We start from the raw sequence: 22,985 nt of genomic DNA, 5'->3' as shown, positions 1-22,985 counted from the left end.
AAGCGAAGCGTCAGCAACAAAGCGAGTAGCCTGGAACGGAAATCACCCTTATTTAAAGAGCAACAACATTCACCAAAATTACCTTGACCCATTTTGTTTTTCAACAGTACGAAAACGAAGGATAAATTCTTCGTTTTTTTATTTTGAAAAAATGTCACTACATAATTTCCTGAGCATACGCTATGTATGAGTATTAGTGAAGGAGAATGTGTACAGTGCATAAGTATTCAAAAGGCTGGTTTGTGAAGCAACTTCGAGATCATGGTATTTTAGTGCATCCACAATATAAAAGTCATTTAGGTAATTATAAAGAATCCGAACTGCGCAATTTATATTACAGATATGTTGAAAAAGAAACGTTAGATTCAGAACAAAAATAGTCATTTCGTTTGAATAACTCCTTTGTAGGAAAGAATTTAACTACAGAAAGGAGTTATTTTATGTGGAGTAAATCGTGGGTTATGACGCAAATATGGCAAGATGTGTTGTTTCTACATTGGCCAGTTTCACCTAAGGATTTAGTGCAGTACATTCCGCAAGAGTTGCAACTGGATCACTATGAAAATAACGCTTGGCTTAGTGCTGTCATTTTTAAAGTAAAAGGACAACGACTAAGATTTCTACCACCATTCCCAGGAGTAGGTACCCATTTGCAGCTTAATGTCCGGACATATGTTACATATAACGGGATGAAAGGCATCTATTTCTTCAACTTAGACGTTACGAATCGTTTTATTGTACAAATAGCCACAAAGGGCAGTTTAGCATATCGCCATTCCAAAATATCTTTAAAACAAAAAGGGAACAATTTTTCTTTTACAAGTTTATATCAGGGTGCACAGGATGAAAGGTTGAAAATTTCATATCAACCGATTGCCAGTGAAATAAGTAGTTCTACCTTTGATAAATGGTTAGTAGAACGTTATCACTCTTGGTCAAAATGGAAGAGTTCACTATTTCGTATTGATATAGACCATATGCCATGGCAGCTACAACGAGTCCATATTAACATTGAAAGCAATACACTTGCTCCATTTGTGAAGGAATCTATACAAGGCATTCAACCGATTGCTCATTATTCGAAGAGTAAACAGGCTAAAATTTTTTCACCAATTTTGGAAAACAAAAAGATTTATTAACGTTAATAAAAGAGATAACAAAATTGCATTACAATGGCGCTTGCAATCATATCCGACATAGCAAGTGCCTCTGCTTCAATGTCATCAAAAACTTGAATATCCTCTTGATAGTTTTTCTGAATCATAGTCACGGCTTCTTTTTTTGTTAAAGCTAAATGTGTGTAGAACATTTTTTGAACTTCCTCAACACTCAAGTATGGATTAATTTGATTCAAGAATATTGCTATGTCGTCAGCATTACGATACCATTCCTTTTCCTTTGCATCCGCTGTTGCCGTATCTCCTTTGGCAGCTGCAGTTACTAACTGCGCAGCAATAAGAAGATGTTCTTTAATTAGCTCAGCGTAACGATCAGCAATTTGGTCGCCGTAAAATGGACGTAGACAATTGCCTAAGTCCGTTGCATTTTGTAACAGTCGTTCTTGCACAAAGGGCAAATCAGGTAAGCCAAAGACAATACTAATAATCGTCATCCTCGTCCAATTGACATGCTCCATCCATAATATACGATTCATTGCCATAAAATCTGATTCAGCCTTACTGATACAGCGACGATAATCTTTCTGCGGCTGTAAAAAATGGCGAACAGGTGCAGTATAGTTTGTGTAAGAGCCTGTATAAAGCGTGCTTAAGGGACTTGCGAAATATACATTTGAATACGGGTACAATGTATTTCCACTCCTTCTAATTTTCTTCCTAATGTAGAATACTCTGAGGTATTTCCATATATGAAAGAACAATTTATTGAAAGGAGTAAATAAGGATATGGCTATTCTTCATACATCATTTTTTTAGTCATCCCACCATCAACTGTTAGATTAATGCCTGTGACGAAATTATTTGTGGGGCTAGTTAAATATAAGCAAGCCTGTGCAATGTCTTCAGGTACGCCTACACGCCCCGATAAATGCTGCTCGTGATCAATCTTACGGAGCTGTTCATAATCACCTGCTTCAATCCAACCAGGCGAAATACAATTAACCGTAATATTATCTGGACCTAAAGAACGCGCTAAAGCATGTGTTAATGCAACGATACCGCCCTTTGTTGCCGCATAGGCTTCGGTATGGGGCTCAGACATCTCAGCGCGTGTAGAGGCTATAGAAACAATTGAGCCGCCATTGACATTTCCTCGTATAACTTTTGCAGCCTCCCTCGAACACAAAAAGACACTCGTTAAGTTAGTTTGAATCATAGCATTCCATTCATCCAATGTTACGTCATAAAGAGATTTATGTTGAAATTCCCCTGCATTATTGATTAAAATATGGATAGTACCAAAATGATCAACTGCTTTTTGCATTAAAGAAACGACATCCTGTTCTTTCGTAACATCTGTTTGAACAAAACGAACAGAATAACCCTGCACAAGTAAACCTTTTTCTAATTGCAACCCTAATTCTTTATTTACATCAGCAATAACTACATTGGCACCATTTCGGGCGTATGCAAGTACAATGCCTTTGCCAATTCCTTGTGCACCGCCAGTTACGACTACTACTAAATCTTTAAACATTTTAGCTTCCCCCAGTTTTTTTGCTTTTCATTATTTTAGCAAAAGTAGAGATGAGGAGGGCATAATGGGGTACAGGAAATCATATAATATTAATATTGAGGCAAACCTTGCCTTCATAGTAAAATTAATGTTGACTTTATGATGAAAAGCACATATAATAAATATTGTCCTTCACTTGGACTACATATAAAATAACATCATGTCTCAGTAGCTCAGCAGGATAGAGCAACGGCCTTCTAAGCCGTCGGTCGGGGGTTCGAATCCCTCCTGGGACGTCAATTGCAAATCAATGGTCGATATTAAACCAAAAAGAAGAACGCTTGAAACCTTATCAATACTGGGTTTTAGGCGTTTTTTCTTTGTGTATTACATTTTGAGAATCGCATTGAATAACATAGAGATGGCCTTCCACAATCAATAAGTAGTAGAACTAATTTAGAGAATTGGCTGGAATGGTAGATTGGTGAAATTATGTTAAAGTAAATCATGTCAACATTATTATAGAGTCAATGGTAGAATATAGATTGATAGTAAATAATACTAAGATATTTTGCTTTCTAAAAACAAACTATGTAGGGGGAAATAATGAGAAAATTATTTATTGGGTTACTAGCAGCATTTGTATTTGCGGTAGTAAATCCAACGAAATCAGAAGCAAAAGTGATGTATGACGGAGCAGAGGTTGTAAAAGACCAAACAGGAAAAATGACCTTTAAAAAAGACATAAAGGTGTACAAGAAAAATCCAGATGGTACGTTTGATTCGTTAGTGGTTAAGCGAAATAACTTCTTTAGAACGTATGATATTGAAAAATATGATAAAAAAATATTCTATCAAATGGGGCAATACCGCGTACAAGCAACGGATTTGGTAGTTTTCAAAGAAGTACCAATAAAAATTCGTTCATCTTTTTATAACAAACCAACTTATATTGTTATTACTCGCGATGGTATTAATGATGGCTTATATTACGGATCTCACTTCAAACTAGAAGGACCATGGAGTTTTAATTTCAAGGATACAAATAATGGACAACTACTACAGTATTGCGAAAGTGGTGATGGTAGTGAGGAATTTTGTTACGAGTATCCTGGTACAGACCTTAAAATCGCTGAGACAATATCGAGAGAAAGAGGTGTACGTTATGAACTAACAAGAGATGAAGAGGGGAAGGGCGTTCCATTAAAAGAATCTAAAACTGAAAGAATTATGAAAAAGGGAAGTACTGTTTTTTCAAGGTATGATCATGAAATTAATGGTTATATATTAGTAACCGATGAATTAGAAGGAAGACTCGATAATGCTGTTTATCTTCCAATGAATTCACTAAAGCCAATTGGAGATAAGTGATAGATTAAGAATTATATAAAGCTCTCTTATTTATTTGATAAGGTGGCTATTTTTTATGGTTGATTGACATACGGATAGGATGTCTATCGATGTCTTGGGTTTAGCTAAAAAACTATTAAAAGACCACTCCGTGATGGGTGGTCTAAAAGTTAAGGTAAACAAAAGGTAAACATTCTATACGTTAACCATTGATATATCAATATTTTAGTATGTCCTCCTGGGACGTCTAAAAACAGGGTATAAGGCCTTGGGGTATAAGGGTTTGAGAGAAATTAGGGATTCGGTCAGGGGCATTCAATCCCTTTTTTCGTTCCTCAAATATTTATGGGACTCCGAAAGCATCTTCCAATCAAAATTTTGAATGGAGGATTTTTTTGGTTCCCCTTCACATATTTAGGGCGCAACCTCCATGAGTTTCTCGCCCCACATCCCGTGTAGTCTGTCAAAGGTTCTTTTCACTTTGACTGGCTATACGGGATGTGGAACACTCCATAAATGGAGGTTGCCACAAAACAAAAACTTAACTTTTGTGTGTCCGGAATCTTGACTTAGATCCAGTTTTATATATTAGGATAAGCCCTAGTGAGATAAATGTGCTTTATTGGAGGTTAATTAACGAAAAGCACACCACGTTTTTTCTTCTGCAGTTAATCAGCTTTTAAATGAAAAAAAGATCGTCAAATTGGCGATCTTCGTTATTAAATAAATCTACCCAATTGCATTACTTTGCAATTTTGTCACGGTACAAAACAAATGTAACTACGTTTAATAATATAGTAACGCTGACAAGTATTGCTGAAACATAAGCTATAGTACCCATTGTATCCATCAGAGAAGCTAATTCTCCATTTTCTACCAATATATAGCTATAAAAAATTTGTAAACAAATTGCGATTGCGCACGCACTAAAACTAATAATAGAAAATGCAAACCATTTCTTGCTCTTGTGTTTTTTATATCCTAAAAGATTAAAAAATGGGGCAATCAAAGCTACTAATCCAAGTATTATGCTAAATAAATGAATCATAAAAATACTCCCTCCTCATATCTTCAAACGAAAAATAGTTAAATAAGTTACCTACTTAACATTTGTTCATAATTGTTGTAAATAAACTTGTAAGGGCGAATTTAAGGAGTTGGCAATTTTGCTACACCCAAACCCTCTTGGCATTGTCGTGGTTAAAAAAGGATCCCCAATTCATGCGAATGGGGACTCTTTTTTGTTGTTTAATTACATGAGATAACATTAGTAGATTTTTTGCTGGGTTCTATATTCCAAGGGAGTTTACCTGTATATGGCGGAATAGGTCTAGAGTGACAATTAAATTGCTTTTTTAGGGATGCTTCATTTTTCCAGTCGTAATAGTGAGAAAAGTTTTTCTTTAATTCTGCGAATGCTTTTTCTTTTGTCCAACCCTTGGCAGATTTATTTGGATAAATAGAGATTGATTTTAAGCCATCTCTATTTATCCAATATGCTCTAGTAATATATGTAGCCCCACCTGGGTCAATTCTTCTAGGTGTCGCTGCAGATATTGAGTCTAATATTATATTTTCTTTTATTTGTAGTTCGGAATCAATTATGACCCATTCAAAAGTATCGTCCTCACTAAATTCATTAGTATATAGAGGGACCCCAAAAGTAAATTCAATTCCAGAGGGCAGTGTTCCTTGTCCCGAGTTAAATTGAGTACTTTGTAGTATTTCATCTTTTTCTTCATCAGTCATAGATTCATATAACGTTTCGTCTTCTAACGTCAATACTTCTAAAGACTCTTCTAAACTTGGTAATACATCCTCAGCATTATTAGAACTTGCATTTATATTAATACTTGGAAAAACAAATGAAAATATTAAAATAAAACTTAAAGAAAACAAATACATTTTCTTATTCAATTTTAAATACCTCCTTTTTTACTTTTTCCCGGGTATATTAATAACTTATCATTAGACATAATAATTTCAAAATCAATTTTTGTTGATAATTGAACAAAAATTGATAAGAGTCAGAAAATTATCTAAAATTCAAAGATATTATAAATATCTTCAAACCATACTAAAAAAGTCGATCTGCCACAAAAAAGCGCTGCAAATCCTTTAACATTAAGGATTTGCAGCGCTTTCCTTTTTTGAGAAAACGTTAGAAAAGGATAGAATAGTATTACGGAGAAATAAATAAAAGGAGCTATACTATGAATTTTTTTTATTATGGATAAAATCGTACACAAATGTAACTCTTCAATAATACTAGAGAAGATTATATAGAAGGAAATGTGAAGGGGTACTATCAACTATAAAAAACCTTTAAAAGCCTATTCTTTCATCAAAATCATATTGGAAAAAGATTAATTAAGTGTGGGAACCTATCAAATACACTGGGCATAAGCTGATAATATATGTGAATTGAAAGGGTGTCTTGTTCATGTTTTCTTATCCTCAATTTCCCTATAGCGATTATAGGTCTATGTCCAACAGTTTTTATTACGCCCCTTATTGGTCGCCCTGGAGCAATGTTGCCCGTGAACTAGATGAAAGACACCGTTTACCCTCACAGCAACGGCTTACTTTCGTGCTTGTGCATGGTTCTTGGGCTGATGCTCATTTCTGGGATGGAGTAGCGGCAGAATTGCGCAGTCGAGGGCATGACGTCTATACACCTGAATACGCAGGTCACGGTGAAGATCCGAATAAAAATGTCACGCATGCGATGATCACGAAGTCCGTTGTTGATTATATTATAAAATGGAATCTACGTAACTTTGTTCTCGTCGGGCACAGCTTCGGAGGATCAGTCATTCAAAAGGTTGCAGAACAGGTTCCGGATCGCATAAAGCGACTTGTCTTCTGGGACGCGTTCGTACTGAAAGACGGAGAATCAGTTGCTGATGAATTCTCGCCCCAAATGATACAAAGTTTTGAAGAACTCAAAGCAAGCTCGAACGACGATACGATATTTATGCCGTTTTCCCTGTTTCGAGATTCATTCGTTAATACGGCCACTTTAGAAGAAGCTAAACGGATGTATGAAAGCGTTACTCCGGAACCGGCTAAGCCGCTTTTCGAGAAACTAGATCTTAAAACGTTCTACTCGCTACCTACGCCCAAAAGCTATGTCTATTTCTACCAAGACAACGCATTACCACGAGGAGAGAATTATGGCTGGCATCCGAATATGTCCAGACGGCTCGGGCAGTTTCGCCTAATTGTAGGCGACGGTGACCACTTTACGGACACGCGTACAAGGCCGGCTATGGTGGCACAGAAGTTTTACGAGGCAGGTCGCGACTGACTACTGTAAGTGGGATTAAGTAAATGATTAGCTTTAATAAATTATAAAAAGACCTCTTCTTGAGGATCAAAAAGAGCCAAGTTAGAACCAACTGAAAAGTACTTTAAATCCTTTGTTATTAAGGGTTTGAGGCACTTTTCTTTTTTCGTGTTGTGCATTCTTAATTGGTCAAATCAACTTCTTTGAAAAAAATGTATTTTGTTGCACTTAGCCTCTATTGGGTTATTCACATGTAAATTAAAAATGTTCTCACTAAACCATATATCATTCTCCCTCCGTAAAGATTCTTTTGTAAATTAGAATAATTTATATAAAAAACGGAAAGAAATATGTGTAAAAATGTTGGAGTTGATCGTTATGGAATTTGATAAAGAGTTAGAAATTTACTGCTACAGCTGTCGTAAAAAAACTGTATTTACACGTAAAGATATGCATAATAAAAGTGGGGTAGATAGTCACTGTAGTGAATGTTCAGGTATTTGGTTTGAATGGCAAAATCGAGCTGTAGAGAGAGAAATGGAAAAGTGGATTGAATATAATAAAGGGCTCGTAAATTAGCAGAGTCAATGATACCAGTTGAATTTAAAATCTAAATACGTACCCATCCAAATGTCTCAGAAACGAGAGAAGCGAAAACCTATAAAAAGAGTTATAATATAATAGGAAGAAACTCAATAAAGAGAGATGGATTTTAATATGAACGAACAATTAGTAGATTGGATTACACGTTTTCAAAAGGAGAAAGATATAGAAGCTCTCGCAAACTTAAAAGATTATTGCTACTATATGATTGAACCTTTAATTGAGGAATTTACGGAGAAATACGGTGAAGATGCTGGGGAGTTATTACGGTTAAAATGGGATAAGCGTTTTTATTTTATTTTTACAAAGTACCAATTAAATGTTGGTCTGCCTTTAGATACTTTCGTTAAAAATACATATCGTTTTTATTTTATGCAGGTTTTAAAAAAGGCAGGGTATTGAATTAAATATAAATTTGAACATGGCTCCACTAAAAAATCCTTGTCTCGTGTAAAAACGAGACAAGGATTTTTTAGATTTTATCATGCTTTTAGGGAGATTAACTGCCCGTAAAAGCCTCTAATCATCAGTAGGGGATGAAGAAAACCACCTATTGATAAAAGTTTCATTTTATTGATACACCATATCTTCTGCAAGGTGGGTAAATACCTCACCGATAATGGAGTCTTCGTCATAAACGGAAGAACCTGTATTTTCCTCAGGTTGGGCAAATGGAATTTGAGCGATGATTCTTGACTGAAGCTCATCTGCTAATTTTTCTGCGCCACCTTGACCGAATAAATAGTTCTTTTCACCATTTGAGTTTTCGAAGTAAGCCATGTTTTCAACAACACCAAGAATCGTGTGTTTCGTATGTTGAGCCATCAGACCTGCACGAGAGGCAACATGAGAAGCTGCAAGGTGTGGTGTTGTTACAATAATTTCCTGCGCTTGTGGAATCATTGCTGCCATATCAATGGCTACATCTCCTGTACCAGGTGGTAAGTCAATAAGGAGATAATCTAATTCATACCAATGTGTATTAACAAGGAAATTACGAATCCACTTGTTGAGCATTGGGCCACGCCACATGACAGGTTGGTTGTCGTTTGTGAAAAAACCCATCGACATGATTTTTACACCATGACTTATTACCGGAATAGCAGTTTGGTCAATCATTGTTGGCTTTTGTTGAACCTTCATCATGGCAGGAATACTGAATCCGTATATGTCGGCGTCTAAAATACCAACACGTTTACCAAGACGGGCAAGAGCTACTGCTAAGTTAATCGTCACGGTAGATTTACCGACGCCACCTTTACCACTGGTAACTGCTATAAATTTGACACCAGAATCGGGTAAAAGCATTTTAGGCATACCTTTATCTGTAACTTTTTCTGATTTTAAAGAAGCTGTTAAACTACGACGTTCGTCATCTGTCATAGAACCAAATGTAATGGAGACATTTGATGCGCCGATCGCTTTCAACGCTTCTTCAACATCTTGTTGGATTTTGGCTTTCAAAGGACATCCTTGAATAGTCAAAATAATATCAAGTGAGATATCCGTACCGTTGACTTGAATATTGCGTACCATATTCAAGTCAACGATGCTTTTATGAAGTTCTGGGTCATCGATTTTCTGCAAAGTTTTTAAAATGTGTTCGTTCGTTAGCATATCAGAAACCACCTTCCTATTTTAGGCCTTTGCCAAGCCCTTTTAAGAAGTGAGCGCCAAAATTTACAGCACGATTAACATCAGGATCGTTTAACATTTTGAACAATTTAAAGGCACTAACTTTTTCGTCCGATTCAACGGCTTTGTTCGCTTCATCTAAGCCTGAATTTAAGCCTTCAATCAGCTTTGTTGTTGTTTCTGGGTTCAGTTCGGTTAATGCTCCCGCAACACCCATTAAATTGTTGATGATATTAGTAACAGGCTTACGAGTTAATTGACCAAGAGCAATATGTGCAACATCCTCTTTTGCTTCAAGTAGTTTCGTAGCTGCTTCTAGCGCTCCAATATCATTTAATTCTGCCATGATCGTAAAGACCTGATTAACCATTTCTTCATTCTCAGAAAGAAGTTGCTTTAAATTCTCTAGCTTTTCTTCTTTTAGTTGTTCTTCTGTTACTTGCGCTTTTTGAATTGTCGTAATTGGTGCAGCCATGAAATCACTCCCTTTCGTTAGTTGTTAAGTGAACGTAACCAGGACGATTCCATTTACGTTGTACCTCAACACCATTTTGTGGATGACGTTTTTTATAACGCGGGTTTGTTCTAGGAAGTGGTGATTTTCCTTTTTGTTTCAATACTTCTACGCGTACTTTTGTTTGTTTGTACGCCGGTGTCGATGTATTGATGTCTGCAGCTGGACCCGTTAAGAAATTAATCGCTGAATCTTTGCTAACAGAGTTCATAGGTAAGAAAAGTTCATTTCCTTGTACGCGATCTGTTACTAAGGCGTTTAATTTTAATGCGCCTTGAGGAGACACTAAACGAAGAAGAGCTCCATCTTCAATGCCGCGTTCTTTTGCTAGTTCTGGTGATACTTCAACAAAAATTTCAGGTACTTTCGATTGAATACCTTTTGATTTGTTTGTCATATTACCTTCATGGAAGTGTTCAAGCATACGACCGTTGTTAATATGGCAATCATATTGCGCTTCATATTCAACCGGTCTGATCCAATCATTTAAAGCAAAACGAGCTTTTTTGTCAGGGAAGTTAAAGCCATCCTCATATAGTAAAGGTGTGTCTTTACCATCATGGCTACCCCAACAGAAGCTACCCCAATTTTCTAATACATCATAGTTCGCTTGCGAGAAGAATGGAGCAAGACTAGCCATTTCAGCAAAGATTTCGCTTGGGTGACTGTAATTCCAGTCAGCACCTAGACGACGTGCTACTAATTGAAGGATTTCCCAATCGGCTTTTGATTCACCAAGTGTTGGTAATACTTGATATAGTCGTTGCACACGACGCTCTGTATTCGTGAAAGTACCTTCTTTTTCAAGAGAAGGTGCTGCTGGTAAAATAACATCCGCATATTGTGCTGTACGTGAAAGGAAGCAATCTTGTACAACAAAGAAGTCTAATTGTGAAAGTACTTTATCTACATGGTTAGCATCACAATCTACAAGGGCCATATCTTCCCCAACTAAATACATTGCTTTCATTTTACCTTCCATGATAGCATCTAACATTGCCATATTCGTACGACCTGGTTCAGGTTTGATTTTTACACCATATGCTTCTTCAAATTTCTTACGTGCATCGTCGTCTATTACTTTTTGATTACCTGGTAATAGATTTGGTAGTGTACCCATATCACAAGCACCTTGAACATTGTTGTGACCACGAAGAGGGTAGGCACCTGCACCTGGACGACGATAGTTACCAGTAGCTAGAAGTAGGTTAGAAATTGCAGCTGATGTATATGAGCCACCTGTATTTTGTGTAACACCCATACCCCAAAGTACACATGTACCGTCAGCATCACGAATCATTTCAGCAACATTTATCAACGTTTCTTTTGAAATGCCCGTTTCTTTTTCTGCATATTCTAGTGTGTATGTTTCAAGTACATCTTTAAAATCATCAAAGAAGTGCACGTTCTCTTTAATGAAGGATTCATCATGCCAACCTTGATCGATCATGTATTTTGTAACAGCCATTAACCATACTTGGTCTGTACCTTGCTTTGGACGCATGAAAATATCAGAACGCTCAGCCATTTCATGTTTACGAACATCGGCAACAATTAATTTTTGACCGTGTAATTTATGGGCACGTTTTACGCGAGTTGCTAAAACAGGGTGACCTTCTGCAGGGTTTGCCCCAACAATAATGACAAGGCCAGCTTTTGCGATATCTTTGATCGTTCCAGCGTCGCCACCTATACCAACTGTGCGTAGTAGGCCATCTGTAGCTGGAGATTGACAATAGCGTGAACAGTTATCGACATCGTTTGTTTCGAATAATTGACGTGCCATTTTTTGAATTAAGTAGTTTTCTTCGTTTGTAATTTTTGAAGAAGAAATAAAGCCGACAGAACCAGAGCCATATTCTTTTTGAATACCACCTAGTTTAGTAGCAATTAAGTCAAGAGCTTCATCCCATGAAGATTCAACAAATGCATCATTTTTACGAATTAATGGTTTTGTAATTCGTTCTTCAGAGTTGATGAAGTCCCAGCCGAATTTTCCTTTTACACAAGTAGAAATAGCATTTACAGGACCGTCAGAAGGTTGCACTTTTAAAATTTTGCGACCTTTTGTCCAAACTTCAAACGAACAACCTACACCACAGAAAGTACAAACTGTTTTTGTTTTCTTCGTACGTTTACTACGCATAGCAGCTTCGACTTCGGAAACAGCAAAGATACCGCTATACCCAGGTTCAACTTCCTTAATTAAGTTAATCATCGGATCTAATGTATCTTGTTTAAGCCCAGTCATAAAACCAGCTTCGCCAAGCATTGATTTTTCCATTAAAGCATTACATGGACAAACAGTTACACATTGTCCACAGCCTACACATGAAGAATCGTTAATGGCAACGCCTTCATCCCAAATTACTTTTGGTCTTTCAGCTTCCCAATCAAGAGATAATGTTTCATTAACTTGAAGGTTTTGACAAACCTCTACACATTGTCCACATGCGATACATTGGTTTGGATCATATCGATAAAACGGGTGAGACATGTCTACTTCGTGTGGTTCAACTTTTGGTTGATAAGGATATTTTTGATGTTCAATTTCCATTAGTTCTGCTGTGTTGTGTAATGTACAATTTCCGTTGTTATTATCACAAACTGTACAGTACAGCAAATGATTTTCTAGTAAACGATCCATCGCTTCTGTTTGTGCAGCTTTCGCTTTATCAGAAGTAAGTTGGATATCCATGCCGTTTACTGCTTTTGTTGAACAAGAGCGAACTAATTGTCCATTCACTTCGACGATACATGTATCACAAGTTTCGATAGGATCAACAGATGGTACATGACAAATTTGTGGATGGGCGATGCCATTTTGATTAATGGTATCAAGTATTGTAGCTCCCTCTGCTACATCATACGGTTGGCCATTAATTTTAATTGTAGTCAAGGTATTTCCTCCTTTTGCTCTTTGAGACTTATATGACAACAAGTTAATACTTGGGATAAATCGGGAATAGAATTACGAGTTTTTTTATTTTGATTATCTTGTTATTTTAAAAAAGTGTCTTGTTATAATGTCATTTCCCAATCTGTCCAACTTCTACACCAACATAGATGAAGAAACATTTTTTACGAGTTGTCGATGTTGATATTGCTCAAAAATAAAAAAATCCACCATGAAAAGGCACGTTAAAACATGCTATTTATTCATGGTGGATGAAATTCTTAACAGGCCTTGCTAAAAATTCAATCAACTTTTATTTTTTATTCAATATAACTATAGAATTTAAATATTAAAACCACTATGTCTATAGTTCAAACTTATTTGTATGAAACCATGACATAGGAATCAAAATACTTTCATTCCATATGTAATACTAATTATTATAGCCTTTTCAGTCAAAATGGACAATAATTATAATAAAAATTATTGATTGATAATAATTATCATTGGATATTTTCTCTTTAATTTTTATTTAAGTTGCTATATTATTAACAAACTGTAAGGGTGACCCCCATGAACATAGGATAAAAAGATTAATTACGTTGGGAGAATCGTTAAAATGTCAAAAAAAGTGCATGAGTTCAACGACATAATTCGAAAACTACGCAAAGATATATTTGGAAAAGGACCAGAGCGTATTCATACTGTTTTCGTAGAGAACATGGCTGTCTCAACTTTATATGGTAATATCACACCGACAGAAAAATTTATTGCGAGTACGCCTGAAGGGTTAAAAATGGTTCATGCTGCACGTACAAGAATGATTCAAGATTTGTATACTAAATCACCACCGGAAGGCATGGAAGAACTGATGGGCACTAAGTTACTCCATTTATTTTCAGATATCAAAATTGAAGAAGATTTTGCTATTTCTGTCTTTGTTTTTGAAGATAATATTAGTGAATAAAGGGGATGCCATATGGAACGCGCAGTAGTAAGAGAGATAATACGTGTTGAAGGTAATCAAATCAAGGAAATAGAAGATACTGTTGTCACAGAATACGCTGTCACAGTGAAGATTAATGAGCAAGAATTTGTGACAATGGTTTGCACACCAGAGTATGTAGAAGATATGGTTATTGGATATTTGGCTTCTGAACGAATTATACGCAATTACGAAGATATTGAAAAAATTTGGCACCAAGAAAAAGAAGGTTTTGTGCATGTTAAAACAAAGCGTGTGAATCCTTACTTTCAACAAATTCAAAATAAACGTTACATTACTTCTTGTTGTGGCATGAGCCGCCAAGGTTTTGTTTTTGCTAATGATGCACTAGTAGCTAAAAAAATGGAAGGCATTCATGTGCGTATTACAACAGATGATTGTTTTCGTTTAATGCGCGATATGCAAGATTTGGCTGAAACATTCAAACAGACCGGTGGTGTTCATAACGCAGCGCTATGTGATGCGAATGGTGTTTTATTAAGCAGAATGGATATTGGGCGCCATAATGCGTTAGATAAAATTTATGGCTATTGCCTAAAAAATAAAATTAGCATTCAGGACAAAATTATCGTATTTAGCGGAAGGATTTCATCTGAAATTTTACTTAAAGTATCGAAAATTGGCTGTGAAATTGTTCTGTCTAAATCAGCGCCAACAGAATTAGCATTGCAATTGGCAGAGCAACTCGGTATTACGACGGTAGGTTTTATTCGCCAAAATACACTTAATATTTATACACACAAAGAACGTATTCACTTACCTAAAAGTTAATCACTCTAACAAAATGAAAGGAAGAGATTAAAATTACTAATCTACTAGACCAACTACACAGACCATTAAGAGATTTAAGGATATCAGTGACAGACCGTTGTAATTTTCGTTGTCAATATTGCATGCCTGCGGAAGTATTTGGTCCAGATTATGCTTTTTTACCGTCTGATAAAATATTGAGCTTTGAAGAAATCGAACGATTAGTAAAGATTTTCGTTTCATTAGGGGTGAAAAAAGTACGCATTACTGGTGGTGAGCCTTTACTACGTCGTGATCTACCGACATTAATTGAACGTATACATCGCATAGATGGAGTAGAAGATATTGCTTTAACGACTAATGGCACTTTGTTGAAAAAATATGCCAATGAATTAGCGAAAGCAGGTTTATCACGAGTAGCTGTTAGCCTAGATTCTCTAAATGAGGAACGTTTTTTCGAGATGAATGGCCATCGAGGAAAAGTGAAAACGGTATTAGAAGGTATAGAAAAAGCGGCAGAAGCGGGTTTACAAGTGAAGATCAATATGGTCGTTCAAAAAGGGAAAAATGAGCAAGATATCGTTTCGATGGCAGAATATTTTAAAGAGAAACAGCATATTCTTCGCTTTATTGAATATATGGATGTCGGTAATTCGAATGGTTGGCAGTTGGGTGAAGTTGTGTCGAAGAAAGAAATCATTGACCAGGTCCACCAATTTTCCCCTTTGCATCCTGTTGATCCTAATTATAAAGGGGAAGTGGCTACACGTTATCAATATGAGGAGGCTCGAGGCGAAATTGGCGTGATATCATCTGTAACAGATTCTTTCTGTTCCACTTGTTCGCGTGCCCGTATTTCGGCAGAAGGAACATTATATACGTGTTTATTTGCAACAGAGGGAACGAATCTACGAGATTTGTTAAGGTCTGGGGAAGATGATGAAACTATCACCCAACACATTTCGAATGTTTGGGAAAATAGAACAGATCGCTATTCCGATGAACGAAATGAACAAACGATGGAAAAAAGGAAAAACTCAAAAATCGAAATGTCACATATCGGTGGGTAGACGAAATTAGATGTTGGTGCTGGCTTGTTAGTATTAGTGACTATGTTAGGAACAGAAAAAATCGGCAAAATAATGCCGTTTTTATCTTCATTCAGCAGAAAGCTACTGCCCTAGAAGGTGGTGATATGGATGCGTATGAGATTTCTTTTTCAGTGGGTGTCTAAGTACCTGTACCTGTCGCTACGCTTTCGGTACAAAAGACACCTGCTGAATGAAGATAAAGCCTCCGGCGGATGTCACGGATTTTCAAAGGAATGAATTGTGCTAGCACAATTCAAAATCCGGACGCAATTACGCCAAGGCGAAATTGATTTGATGTTTATTTATGCACAAAGTCGCCACTTTTTCCGCCCGTTTTTTGAACGAGGTATGTTTCTTTAATCACCATAGATTTGTCGACTGCTTTACACATATCATAAAAAGTTAGTGCAGCAATGGATACGGCAGTTAGTGCTTCCATTTCGACACCTGTTTTGCCACTACATTTTACTGTAGCTTGAATGTGTAGTTCGTAACCAACTTCTGCTTTTGTATATTCAAATTGAAGATCGGTTCCTTGTAACATAATCGGATGGCACATTGGAATAATATCAGCAGTTTTTTTAGCACCAATAATCCCAGCAATTTGTGCCACTTGCGTAGGGTCGCCTTTTTTAATGCCTCCCTGTTGGATAGCTTGATAGACTTCATCGGATAACGTGATTGTACTACGAGCGATTGCTGTACGGTTTGTGATTGTTTTATCTGAAATGTCGACCATTTTGGGGCGACCTTCTTCATTCCAGTGTGTAAAATTATTCATTATTAGACTTCCTTTCAAATGTTTGTAGCCAATCTTGTTGAGAATTGATATTGATAAATGTTGAGCTGTCTTCTTCGAATGGGACATAACATACTTGGAGTTGCTCTAACAAGACTTTCATACTTCGCTTGTTTTGTTGGACTAAATGCTGTGCTTTTGGTAAAGCACTGCGTCGATATAAAGCAGCAAGCGGTTGTAATCTTGAAACTTGTTTAGGAACAATCGCATCATAACGATCATCGATAAATGTTAGCATAGTTTGGACAAATTCTGCATTAATAAAAGGCATGTCACTTGCTATTACGAAAAACCACTCTACTTCCGGGAAATTTGTCATTATGTTATGCAAGGCAAACAGAGGTCCTTGATGAGGCTGTTTTTCAATGATCCAATGGACATTTTCTTCTACAAACTTTGATTGCAAGTTAGCATTCGTAGCAATAATTAAAGGCTGTAGTTGATTTTTTTGTAAGGCTATGAGACTGTGCTTATATAAAGGTAGACCAGCAAATAATTCAAACATTTTCGGCTGACCATACCGTGAAGATTGACCGCCAGCTAAGACAACACCAGCCATTTTCATATGCGATTCAACTCACCGACAAAATGTTGAACAGTAGGAAGAATCAGTTTTGTCATGGCGAGTGTCACGGCATTAGTGGAACCTGGTAGCACATAGATAGCCGTTTTATTGCGACTACCCGCTGTTGCACGACTAAACATGGCTCTTGGGCCGATTTCTTCATAGCTTAGTGTTCGAAATAATTCACCAAAGCCCATCATTTCTTTTTCGAAAAGAGGGAGAATCGTGTCGTAAGTTTGGTCTCTCGGTGTAAATCCTGTTCCTCCTGTTACGATAATGGTATTAATGGCAGGATCAGCGCACCATTTTTGTACGTGGTTAGAGATTTCAAGCGGTTCATCTTTTGACATTTGGTAGTCTACTAATTCAAAAGAAGCTTCTTGAAGTAATGATTGAATACGCTGACCACCGCCATCATCCGCCTTCGTGCGTGTATCGCTCACTGTTAAAATGGCAGCTCGTATAGGAAGTTCACTATGTGTGGGATGCAAGGTAAATGACCTCCTTTTATAGAGTTGATTTTTGTTTTTGCTGAAAAACATTGCTTTTATTATAAAGCTATAAATTAAAAGGTCAAACTAAAATTCATAGAAAGAAAGGCAAAAGCGTTTATGCATAATAGATATTCTAGACAACAATTATTCAGCCCAATCAGAGAAAACGGGCAGCTACTACTACAACAAAAGCATGTCCTGATGATAGGAGTTGGTGCTTTAGGCAGTGCTAGCGCAGAGGCTCTTGTAAGGGCAGGCGTCGGAAAGTTGACAATTATTGATCGTGATTATGTAGAGTGGAGTAATTTACAAAGACAACAACTATATACCGAACAAGATGCACAAGAAAAAGTCCCTAAAGTAATCGCTGCAAAAAAACGACTACAAAGCATTAACTCAGAGGTAGAAATTAAGGAATATATTCTTGATGCGTGTACAGAGCAAATAATCCCACTGCTTGCAGATGTAGATATTATGTTGGATGCAACGGATAACTTTGATATTCGCTTTATGATGAACGATCTTGCACAAAAATATCAAATTCCTTGGGTTTATGGTTCTTGTGTTGGAAGTTATGGCGCTACTTATACGATTGTGCCAGGTAAAACACCTTGTTTACATTGTTTGCTAGCAGCGATGCCTAATACAGGGATGACATGCGATACAGTAGGAATTATAAGTCCGACTGTTCAAATTGTAGCAGCTTATCAAGTAGCTGAGGTATTAAAGTTTTTAGTAGGCGATGAAAAAGCATTACGCAAAAGTTATTTAACTTTTGATGTTTGGCAAAATCAACATTATGAAATAAACGTGGAAAAAATCCGTAATCATGATTGCCCATCCTGTGGTAAAAATCCGAGCTATCCTTATTTATCATATGAAAATCAAACAAAATTAAATGTATTATGTGGTCGCGATGCTATTCAAATACGTCCAGCAAAACCGATTCACTATAATTTTGATCAGCTCGCTGTTCAACTTAGTCCCTATGGTGATATTCAACAAAATCCCTATTTATTATCTTGCCAAGCAGAAGATTATCGACTAGTGATTTTCCAAGATGGACGAGTTGTCATTCACGGTGTACAAGATATACAAAAAGCTAAAACCATTTATTATCGTTTATTCGGATAAAGGAGTGTTCTAAAATGTTAGAAAAAAGAAAACCAATTGCTGTTGGAGAAGCTGTTCAACGTGTTATGGAGTTCGCATTCCAAGAAAAAATAGAGGTCGTTTCATTACAGCAAGCACATGGCCGTTTTTTAGCAGAAGATGTTGCTGCAGACCAAGATGTACCAGCTTTTGATCGTTCACCTTATGATGGTTATGCTATTCGCTCGGTCGATAGTCAAAAGTCATGTTCAGACAATCCAGTAACCTTTCAAGTAGTGGGGGAGATTGGCGCGGGCTATGTATTTGAGGGAGAAATCGGTGATCGAGAAGCGGTGCGCATTATGACAGGAGCTCCTATCCCAAACGGATGTGATGCTGTCGTTATGCTAGAATTAACGCACACATTTGAAGAAGACAATCAACGGTATATGTCGATTAAACGCTCTTTTGAAACAGGAACAAATATTTCCTATAAGGGAGAGGATGTTCAAAAAGGCGCTATTCTTATTGAAAAAGGACAATACATCAATCCGGGTGTTGTCGCATTACTTGCTACTTTTGGTTATGATCAAGTACCCGTTTTCAGAAAACCAATCGTAGGAGTTATTGCAACAGGAAGTGAATTACTAGAACCAAGTGATGCTTTGCAGCCGGGAAAAATTCGTAATAGTAATGCATATATGATAATGGCTCAAATTGAACGTGCTGGGGCAACCGTCAAATATTTTGGTAAGTTTAGCGATGATCTAAATTTATGTATTCAAGCTGTTGAAAAAGCTCTTCAGGAAGTAGACATATTGATTACAACAGGAGGAGTATCAGTAGGTGATTACGATTACTTACCTGCCATTTATGAAGCCATTGACGCACAAGTACTTTTTAATAAAGTAGCAATGCGACCAGGTAGTGTAACAACTGTTGCGGCTAGAAATGGTCAATTATTATTTGGACTTTCAGGTAATCCATCAGCTTGTTATGTTGGTTTTGAACTATTTACACGACCTATTATTCGAACGGCTTTTGGTAATAAGCAACCGCATTTACGTAGGGAGCAGGCTGTTTTAAATGCGGACTTTAAAAAACCGAATCCATTTACCCGTTTTGTGCGTGCGAATGTGTCTTACGAGAACGGTCAATTAGTTGCAGCTCCTTCTGGGTTCGATAAATCTAGTGCGGTTTCTTCCTTAGCAGAAGCCAATTCTTTTATTGTATTACCAGGTGGATCACGTGGATACGAAAAAGGAATGCAAGTAGTTGTCCTATTGTTAGAAGATTTGCAAGGAAGTGAGTGGCCATGGGGCATCATCGAAAAATCTTACAAATCGTAGGCTATCAAAATAGTGGAAAAACAACGTTAATGGAACAACTCATTACACAAGCCACTACAGAAGGTTTTCGTGTAGGATCAATCAAGCATCATGGACATGGTGGTATTCCTATGATAGAAAGTTCAAAAGATAGTGTTCGTCATGAGAAGGCTGGTGCAAGTGTGACAGCGGTTGAGGGAGAAGGTACTTTGCGGATGAGCATTCACCAAAATAACTGGCAGCTTGCTGATATACTAGCTATTTATGAAACATTTAATATGGATATCATTTTCATTGAAGGTTATAAAAATGAAGACTATCCAAAGGTTGTTCTTTTGCGACAGGCGGAAGATCAATCTTTGCTACAAAAAGTAACCAATATCGTCTGTGTTCTTTATTGGCCAACATATCCACTAAATAAACCGTTAGATTATCCCACTTTTTCAATTCAAGAAAAAGCACAATATATAGAATTTCTAATGCAGGAAATGAGGAATAAATCATGACTACATCGTTGTTTGAAATCATTGATAAACCAATTGATGTTGAAGAGGTTAGAGAAAAAGTAACAGATCGAAATGCTGGTGCAATCACTGTTTTCATCGGGACAGTACGTGAAATGACGAAAGGCAAGAAAACACTACATTTGGAATATCAAGCCTATCCTTCTATGGCTATAAAAATGTTTGAACAAATATCTAAAGAAATACAAGAGCGATGGTCAGAAGCGAAAATAGCCATTACACATCGTGTTGGTCATTTAGAGATTTCGGATATTGCCGTAGTAATTGCGGTTTCATCACCACATCGTAAAATAGCCTATGAAGCCAATGAATATGCTATTGACCGTATTAAACAAATTGTGCCTATTTGGAAAAAAGAGTATTGGGAAGATGGGACAGAATGGATTGGTGATCAATTAGAAAATGTTCCTTATCCAAAAGGAAATCCATCAATCAGTGAGGAGGAATCTTGTGATTAACATATTACTATTTGCTCACTTACAAGAAATAATCGGTGAGTCAAAATTATATGTAGACCTGTCAGACCGAACAGTTGGGCAAATTAAAGAATGGATGGAAATTCAATATCCACAAGTTAATTTACAACATGTCATGACAGCAGTAAATGAGGAATTTGCAACAGATGCAACGGTTGTAAAAAAAGGGGATACAATCGCCTTTATTCCACCTATTAGTGGAGGGTGAAAAGAAAAGATGTAGTTGGTACAGTTTAGTTTGCACCGACTACATCTTTTACTATATTTATCCTGAAAAAGCCCGTCAGAAGGGGAAGAGAAACCCTACTGGTTAAAGTTTCACTTTATGCCTTCAAGAGATGAACGCTCAGAAGCATAAGGAAGGAAATACCTATCATACAAATCACCCATGACCAAGCGAGTGACATGTTACCCGAACTAATCGCCATATAAATAGCAAGTGGCGTAGTTTGCGTTTTGCCTGGAAGATTTCCAGCAAACATTAAGGTTGCACCAAATTCACCTAAAGCACGTGTGAAACTTAAAATTCCACCAGAGACAATTGATTTTAATGCAAGAGGGATAGAAATAAAGAAAAAGATTTGCCATTCGTTAGCACCATCAACACGTGCAGCGTTCTCGATGTCCTTATCAACAGATTCAAAGCCAGTTTTTGCTGATTGATACATTAAAGGAAATGCAACAACAGTAGAGGCGATGACCGCTGCCCACCATGTGAACATAACGGGTTGGTTAAAAAGCCATGTAATCAAGTTACCTAGCACACTGTTTTTACCAAAAATAATAATTAGAAGAAATCCTACTACAGTAGGGGGTAATACTAATGGTAAAAGTAACACTGTTTCTAGAAATAATTTTCCTTTGAAATTACGTTTTGCCATCCATTTACCAAATAGAATACCCGCTACTATCACAATTATTCCTGACACAAGCGCTATCTCAATAGAAAGCTTAAGAGGTGACCAGAAATCAGTACTCATCTATTAATGAGTTCCTTGAAAGCCATATTTTTTAAATACTTTCATCGCTTGATCACTTTGTAAATAGTGATAAAAATCTTCCGCTTCTTTTGCATGCTTACTCTCTTTGATCACACCAACAGGATAAATAATAGGTGTATGTGTATCTTCTTTGGCTGTAGAAACGACATCAACTTTTTCTGACACAAGGGCATCCGTTTTATAAACCAACCCTGCATCAACATTTTCAGTTTCTGTATAAGTAAGAACTTGTCGTACGTCTTTTGTATACACTACTTTTGATTCTACATTTTCCCAAAGGTTCATGTTTTTCAATGTTTCTATACCGTACTTGCCAGCAGGAACCGTTTCAGGTGTACCAACGGCAATCTTATCAGCTTTCGTTAAGTCTTCAAATGATTGAATATGTTTTACATTGTTCTTAGGAACGACTAACACTAATTCGTTAGCTAAAAGATCCGTTCCTTGTTTTTTGTCGATTAAATCTTTTTGAACTAGCTCATCAAACTTATCTTGTGCTGCTGAAAAGAAAAGATCAACAGGAGCACCTTCTAAAATTTGTTGTTGTAAAGCACCAGAGCCACCAAAGTTAAATGTGATTTTAATATTATCGTGTTCATTTTCATAGGCTTTTTGAAGCTCTTCTAATGAATCTTGCAAACTTGCTGCTGCGGAAATCGTTAATTCAACTGGTTCGTTTACTTTGTTGTTGCTTCCTTGGCTACCACAACCTGCTAAAATGCCGACCAGTAGTAACAATGAAGCTATTAAACTATAATACTTTTTCACTTTGATTATACTCCTTTTATAACTCGTTATAACAAGACATAACTAATTATAATTAGTTATGTCCAAAAAAGAAATACCTAATCGCTAGAAACGTTCAAGATGCAAAAAGTATGGTTCATCACCAAAAGTTGTAGAGGAGTTTTGTAAAACGTATACTATGTAAATAAGTT

26 protein-coding genes and 1 tRNA gene are annotated in these 22,985 nt (G+C 36.7%); 15 read left to right on the top strand and 12 right to left on the bottom strand.

Going from position 1 to position 22,985, the window contains the following annotated elements; translation table 11 throughout:
* The first annotated feature begins 206 nt into the window (after positions 1-206).
* On the top strand, positions 207-380 hold the full coding sequence (locus ACQKMV_RS10760) for a DUF2639 domain-containing protein (protein WP_427423459.1): 174 nt from the start codon (positions 207-209) through the stop codon (positions 378-380).
* 60 nt (positions 381-440) lie between these two features.
* Complete coding sequence (locus ACQKMV_RS10755; RefSeq protein ID WP_427503873.1) at positions 441-1,139, top strand: YqjF family protein; 699 nt, start codon at positions 441-443, stop codon at positions 1,137-1,139.
* Between the two features lie 2 nt (positions 1,140-1,141).
* Here the strand turns inward: ACQKMV_RS10755 and ACQKMV_RS10750 are convergent, their stop codons facing one another.
* Positions 1,142-1,807 (bottom strand): hypothetical protein, encoded by a 666-nt coding sequence (locus ACQKMV_RS10750; RefSeq protein ID WP_427503872.1) that lies wholly within the window; start codon positions 1,805-1,807, stop codon positions 1,142-1,144.
* 101 nt (positions 1,808-1,908) lie between these two features.
* Positions 1,909-2,655 (bottom strand): glucose 1-dehydrogenase, encoded by a 747-nt coding sequence (locus tag ACQKMV_RS10745; RefSeq protein ID WP_427503871.1) that lies wholly within the window; start codon positions 2,653-2,655, stop codon positions 1,909-1,911.
* Between the two features lie 201 nt (positions 2,656-2,856).
* Between ACQKMV_RS10745 and ACQKMV_RS10740 the strand changes: the two genes are divergently transcribed.
* Both ACQKMV_RS10740 and ACQKMV_RS10735 read left to right on the top strand, forming a co-directional pair.
* Positions 2,857-2,930, top strand: a tRNA-Arg gene (locus ACQKMV_RS10740).
* A 310-nt stretch (positions 2,931-3,240) separates the two neighbouring features.
* Positions 3,241-4,005 (top strand): hypothetical protein, encoded by a 765-nt coding sequence (locus tag ACQKMV_RS10735; protein ID WP_427503870.1) that lies wholly within the window; start codon positions 3,241-3,243, stop codon positions 4,003-4,005.
* A gap of 721 nt (positions 4,006-4,726) precedes the next feature.
* Here ACQKMV_RS10735 and ACQKMV_RS10730 read toward each other — a convergent pair.
* Both ACQKMV_RS10730 and ACQKMV_RS10725 read right to left on the bottom strand, forming a co-directional pair.
* Positions 4,727-5,032 (bottom strand): hypothetical protein, encoded by a 306-nt coding sequence (locus ACQKMV_RS10730; protein ID WP_427423444.1) that lies wholly within the window; start codon positions 5,030-5,032, stop codon positions 4,727-4,729.
* Positions 5,033-5,232: 200 nt separating this feature from the next.
* Positions 5,233-5,901, bottom strand: coding sequence for a DUF2599 domain-containing protein (locus ACQKMV_RS10725; RefSeq protein WP_427503869.1), 669 nt, complete (start codon positions 5,899-5,901; stop codon positions 5,233-5,235).
* Between the two features lie 526 nt (positions 5,902-6,427).
* On the opposite strand from ACQKMV_RS10725, the gene ACQKMV_RS10720 reads away from it, so the two are divergent.
* The 3 genes from ACQKMV_RS10720 (at position 6,428) to ACQKMV_RS10710 (ending at position 8,278) form a co-directional block, all read left to right on the top strand.
* Positions 6,428-7,294 (top strand): alpha/beta fold hydrolase, encoded by an 867-nt coding sequence (locus tag ACQKMV_RS10720; protein WP_427503868.1) that lies wholly within the window; start codon positions 6,428-6,430, stop codon positions 7,292-7,294.
* Positions 7,295-7,651: 357 nt separating this feature from the next.
* A complete protein-coding gene (locus tag ACQKMV_RS10715) occupies positions 7,652-7,852 on the top strand; it encodes a hypothetical protein (protein ID WP_370041634.1) in 201 nt (66 codons plus the stop codon).
* Between the two features lie 138 nt (positions 7,853-7,990).
* The gene (locus ACQKMV_RS10710; protein WP_323651375.1) at positions 7,991-8,278 is read left to right on the top strand and encodes a hypothetical protein; all 288 of its coding nucleotides are present in this window, start codon (positions 7,991-7,993) and stop codon (positions 8,276-8,278) included.
* A gap of 168 nt (positions 8,279-8,446) precedes the next feature.
* On the opposite strand, the gene ACQKMV_RS10705 is transcribed toward ACQKMV_RS10710, so the two are convergent.
* From ACQKMV_RS10705 to fdhF, 3 genes are read right to left on the bottom strand one after another with little or no spacing between them, the layout of a single operon-like run.
* Positions 8,447-9,493: an Mrp/NBP35 family ATP-binding protein gene (locus ACQKMV_RS10705; protein WP_427503867.1), complete on the bottom strand. Its 1,047-nt coding sequence runs from the start codon at positions 9,491-9,493 to the stop codon at positions 8,447-8,449.
* 16 nt (positions 9,494-9,509) lie between these two features.
* On the bottom strand, positions 9,510-9,986 hold the full coding sequence (locus ACQKMV_RS10700; RefSeq protein ID WP_427503865.1) for a DUF1641 domain-containing protein: 477 nt from the start codon (positions 9,984-9,986) through the stop codon (positions 9,510-9,512).
* Positions 9,987-9,990: 4 nt separating this feature from the next.
* Complete coding sequence (gene fdhF, locus ACQKMV_RS10695) at positions 9,991-12,924, bottom strand: formate dehydrogenase subunit alpha (protein ID WP_427503864.1); 2,934 nt, start codon at positions 12,922-12,924, stop codon at positions 9,991-9,993.
* Between the two features lie 616 nt (positions 12,925-13,540).
* Between fdhF and ACQKMV_RS10690 the strand changes: the two genes are divergently transcribed.
* The 3 genes from ACQKMV_RS10690 to moaA are packed head-to-tail and all read left to right on the top strand — an operon-like array spanning position 13,541 to position 15,747.
* Positions 13,541-13,888, top strand: a complete 348-nt coding sequence (locus tag ACQKMV_RS10690; RefSeq protein ID WP_049667590.1) for a DUF2294 domain-containing protein — start codon at positions 13,541-13,543, stop codon at positions 13,886-13,888.
* A 12-nt stretch (positions 13,889-13,900) separates the two neighbouring features.
* Positions 13,901-14,698, top strand: a complete 798-nt coding sequence (gene fdhD / locus ACQKMV_RS10685) for a formate dehydrogenase accessory sulfurtransferase FdhD (RefSeq protein WP_427503863.1) — start codon at positions 13,901-13,903, stop codon at positions 14,696-14,698.
* A 32-nt stretch (positions 14,699-14,730) separates the two neighbouring features.
* Positions 14,731-15,747: a GTP 3',8-cyclase MoaA gene (moaA, locus tag ACQKMV_RS10680; protein WP_427503969.1), complete on the top strand. Its 1,017-nt coding sequence runs from the start codon at positions 14,731-14,733 to the stop codon at positions 15,745-15,747.
* Between the two features lie 319 nt (positions 15,748-16,066).
* On the opposite strand, the gene moaC is transcribed toward moaA, so the two are convergent.
* From moaC to ACQKMV_RS10665, 3 genes are read right to left on the bottom strand one after another with little or no spacing between them, the layout of a single operon-like run.
* Positions 16,067-16,549, bottom strand: coding sequence for a cyclic pyranopterin monophosphate synthase MoaC (gene moaC, locus ACQKMV_RS10675; RefSeq protein ID WP_427503862.1), 483 nt, complete (start codon positions 16,547-16,549; stop codon positions 16,067-16,069).
* A complete protein-coding gene (gene mobA, locus ACQKMV_RS10670; protein WP_427503861.1) occupies positions 16,542-17,132 on the bottom strand; it encodes a molybdenum cofactor guanylyltransferase in 591 nt (196 codons plus the stop codon). Before mobA ends, moaC begins: the two co-directional genes overlap by 8 nt.
* Positions 17,129-17,623: a MogA/MoaB family molybdenum cofactor biosynthesis protein gene (locus tag ACQKMV_RS10665; protein WP_427503860.1), complete on the bottom strand. Its 495-nt coding sequence runs from the start codon at positions 17,621-17,623 to the stop codon at positions 17,129-17,131. The genes mobA and ACQKMV_RS10665 overlap by 4 nt, the downstream gene beginning before the upstream one ends.
* A gap of 120 nt (positions 17,624-17,743) precedes the next feature.
* On the opposite strand from ACQKMV_RS10665, the gene ACQKMV_RS10660 reads away from it, so the two are divergent.
* The 5 genes from ACQKMV_RS10660 to moaD are packed head-to-tail and all read left to right on the top strand — an operon-like array spanning position 17,744 to position 21,254.
* The gene (locus tag ACQKMV_RS10660) at positions 17,744-18,760 is read left to right on the top strand and encodes a thiazole biosynthesis adenylyltransferase ThiF (protein WP_427503859.1); all 1,017 of its coding nucleotides are present in this window, start codon (positions 17,744-17,746) and stop codon (positions 18,758-18,760) included.
* A gap of 14 nt (positions 18,761-18,774) precedes the next feature.
* Positions 18,775-20,067: a molybdopterin molybdotransferase MoeA gene (locus ACQKMV_RS10655; protein ID WP_427503857.1), complete on the top strand. Its 1,293-nt coding sequence runs from the start codon at positions 18,775-18,777 to the stop codon at positions 20,065-20,067.
* Positions 20,034-20,552 carry a molybdopterin-guanine dinucleotide biosynthesis protein B gene (gene mobB, locus ACQKMV_RS10650; protein WP_427503856.1) on the top strand — a complete coding sequence of 173 codons (519 nt, stop codon included), beginning with the start codon at positions 20,034-20,036 and terminating at the stop codon, positions 20,550-20,552. Before ACQKMV_RS10655 ends, mobB begins: the two co-directional genes overlap by 34 nt.
* On the top strand, positions 20,549-21,028 hold the full coding sequence (locus ACQKMV_RS10645) for a molybdenum cofactor biosynthesis protein MoaE (protein ID WP_427503855.1): 480 nt from the start codon (positions 20,549-20,551) through the stop codon (positions 21,026-21,028). The genes mobB and ACQKMV_RS10645 overlap by 4 nt, the downstream gene beginning before the upstream one ends.
* Entirely contained in the window at positions 21,021-21,254 is a 234-nt protein-coding gene (moaD, locus tag ACQKMV_RS10640; RefSeq protein WP_427503854.1) for a molybdopterin converting factor subunit 1, read from the top strand. The genes ACQKMV_RS10645 and moaD overlap by 8 nt, the downstream gene beginning before the upstream one ends.
* Positions 21,255-21,369: 115 nt before the next feature.
* Here moaD and modB read toward each other — a convergent pair whose 3' ends face one another.
* The gene (gene modB / locus ACQKMV_RS10635) at positions 21,370-22,026 is read right to left on the bottom strand and encodes a molybdate ABC transporter permease subunit (protein WP_427503852.1); all 657 of its coding nucleotides are present in this window, start codon (positions 22,024-22,026) and stop codon (positions 21,370-21,372) included.
* Between the two features lie 3 nt (positions 22,027-22,029).
* Entirely contained in the window at positions 22,030-22,815 is a 786-nt protein-coding gene (gene modA / locus ACQKMV_RS10630) for a molybdate ABC transporter substrate-binding protein (RefSeq protein ID WP_427503850.1), read from the bottom strand.
* Positions 22,816-22,985: the final 170 nt, after the last annotated feature.

The sequence above is a fragment of the Lysinibacillus sp. NPDC094403 genome (assembly GCF_050278745.1).
In the GTDB taxonomy this organism is placed as follows: Bacteria; Bacillota; Bacilli; order Bacillales_A; family Planococcaceae; genus Lysinibacillus.
The sequence above is the reverse complement of the archived record's forward strand: the minus strand, read 5'-3'. Positions and strand labels throughout refer to the sequence as shown.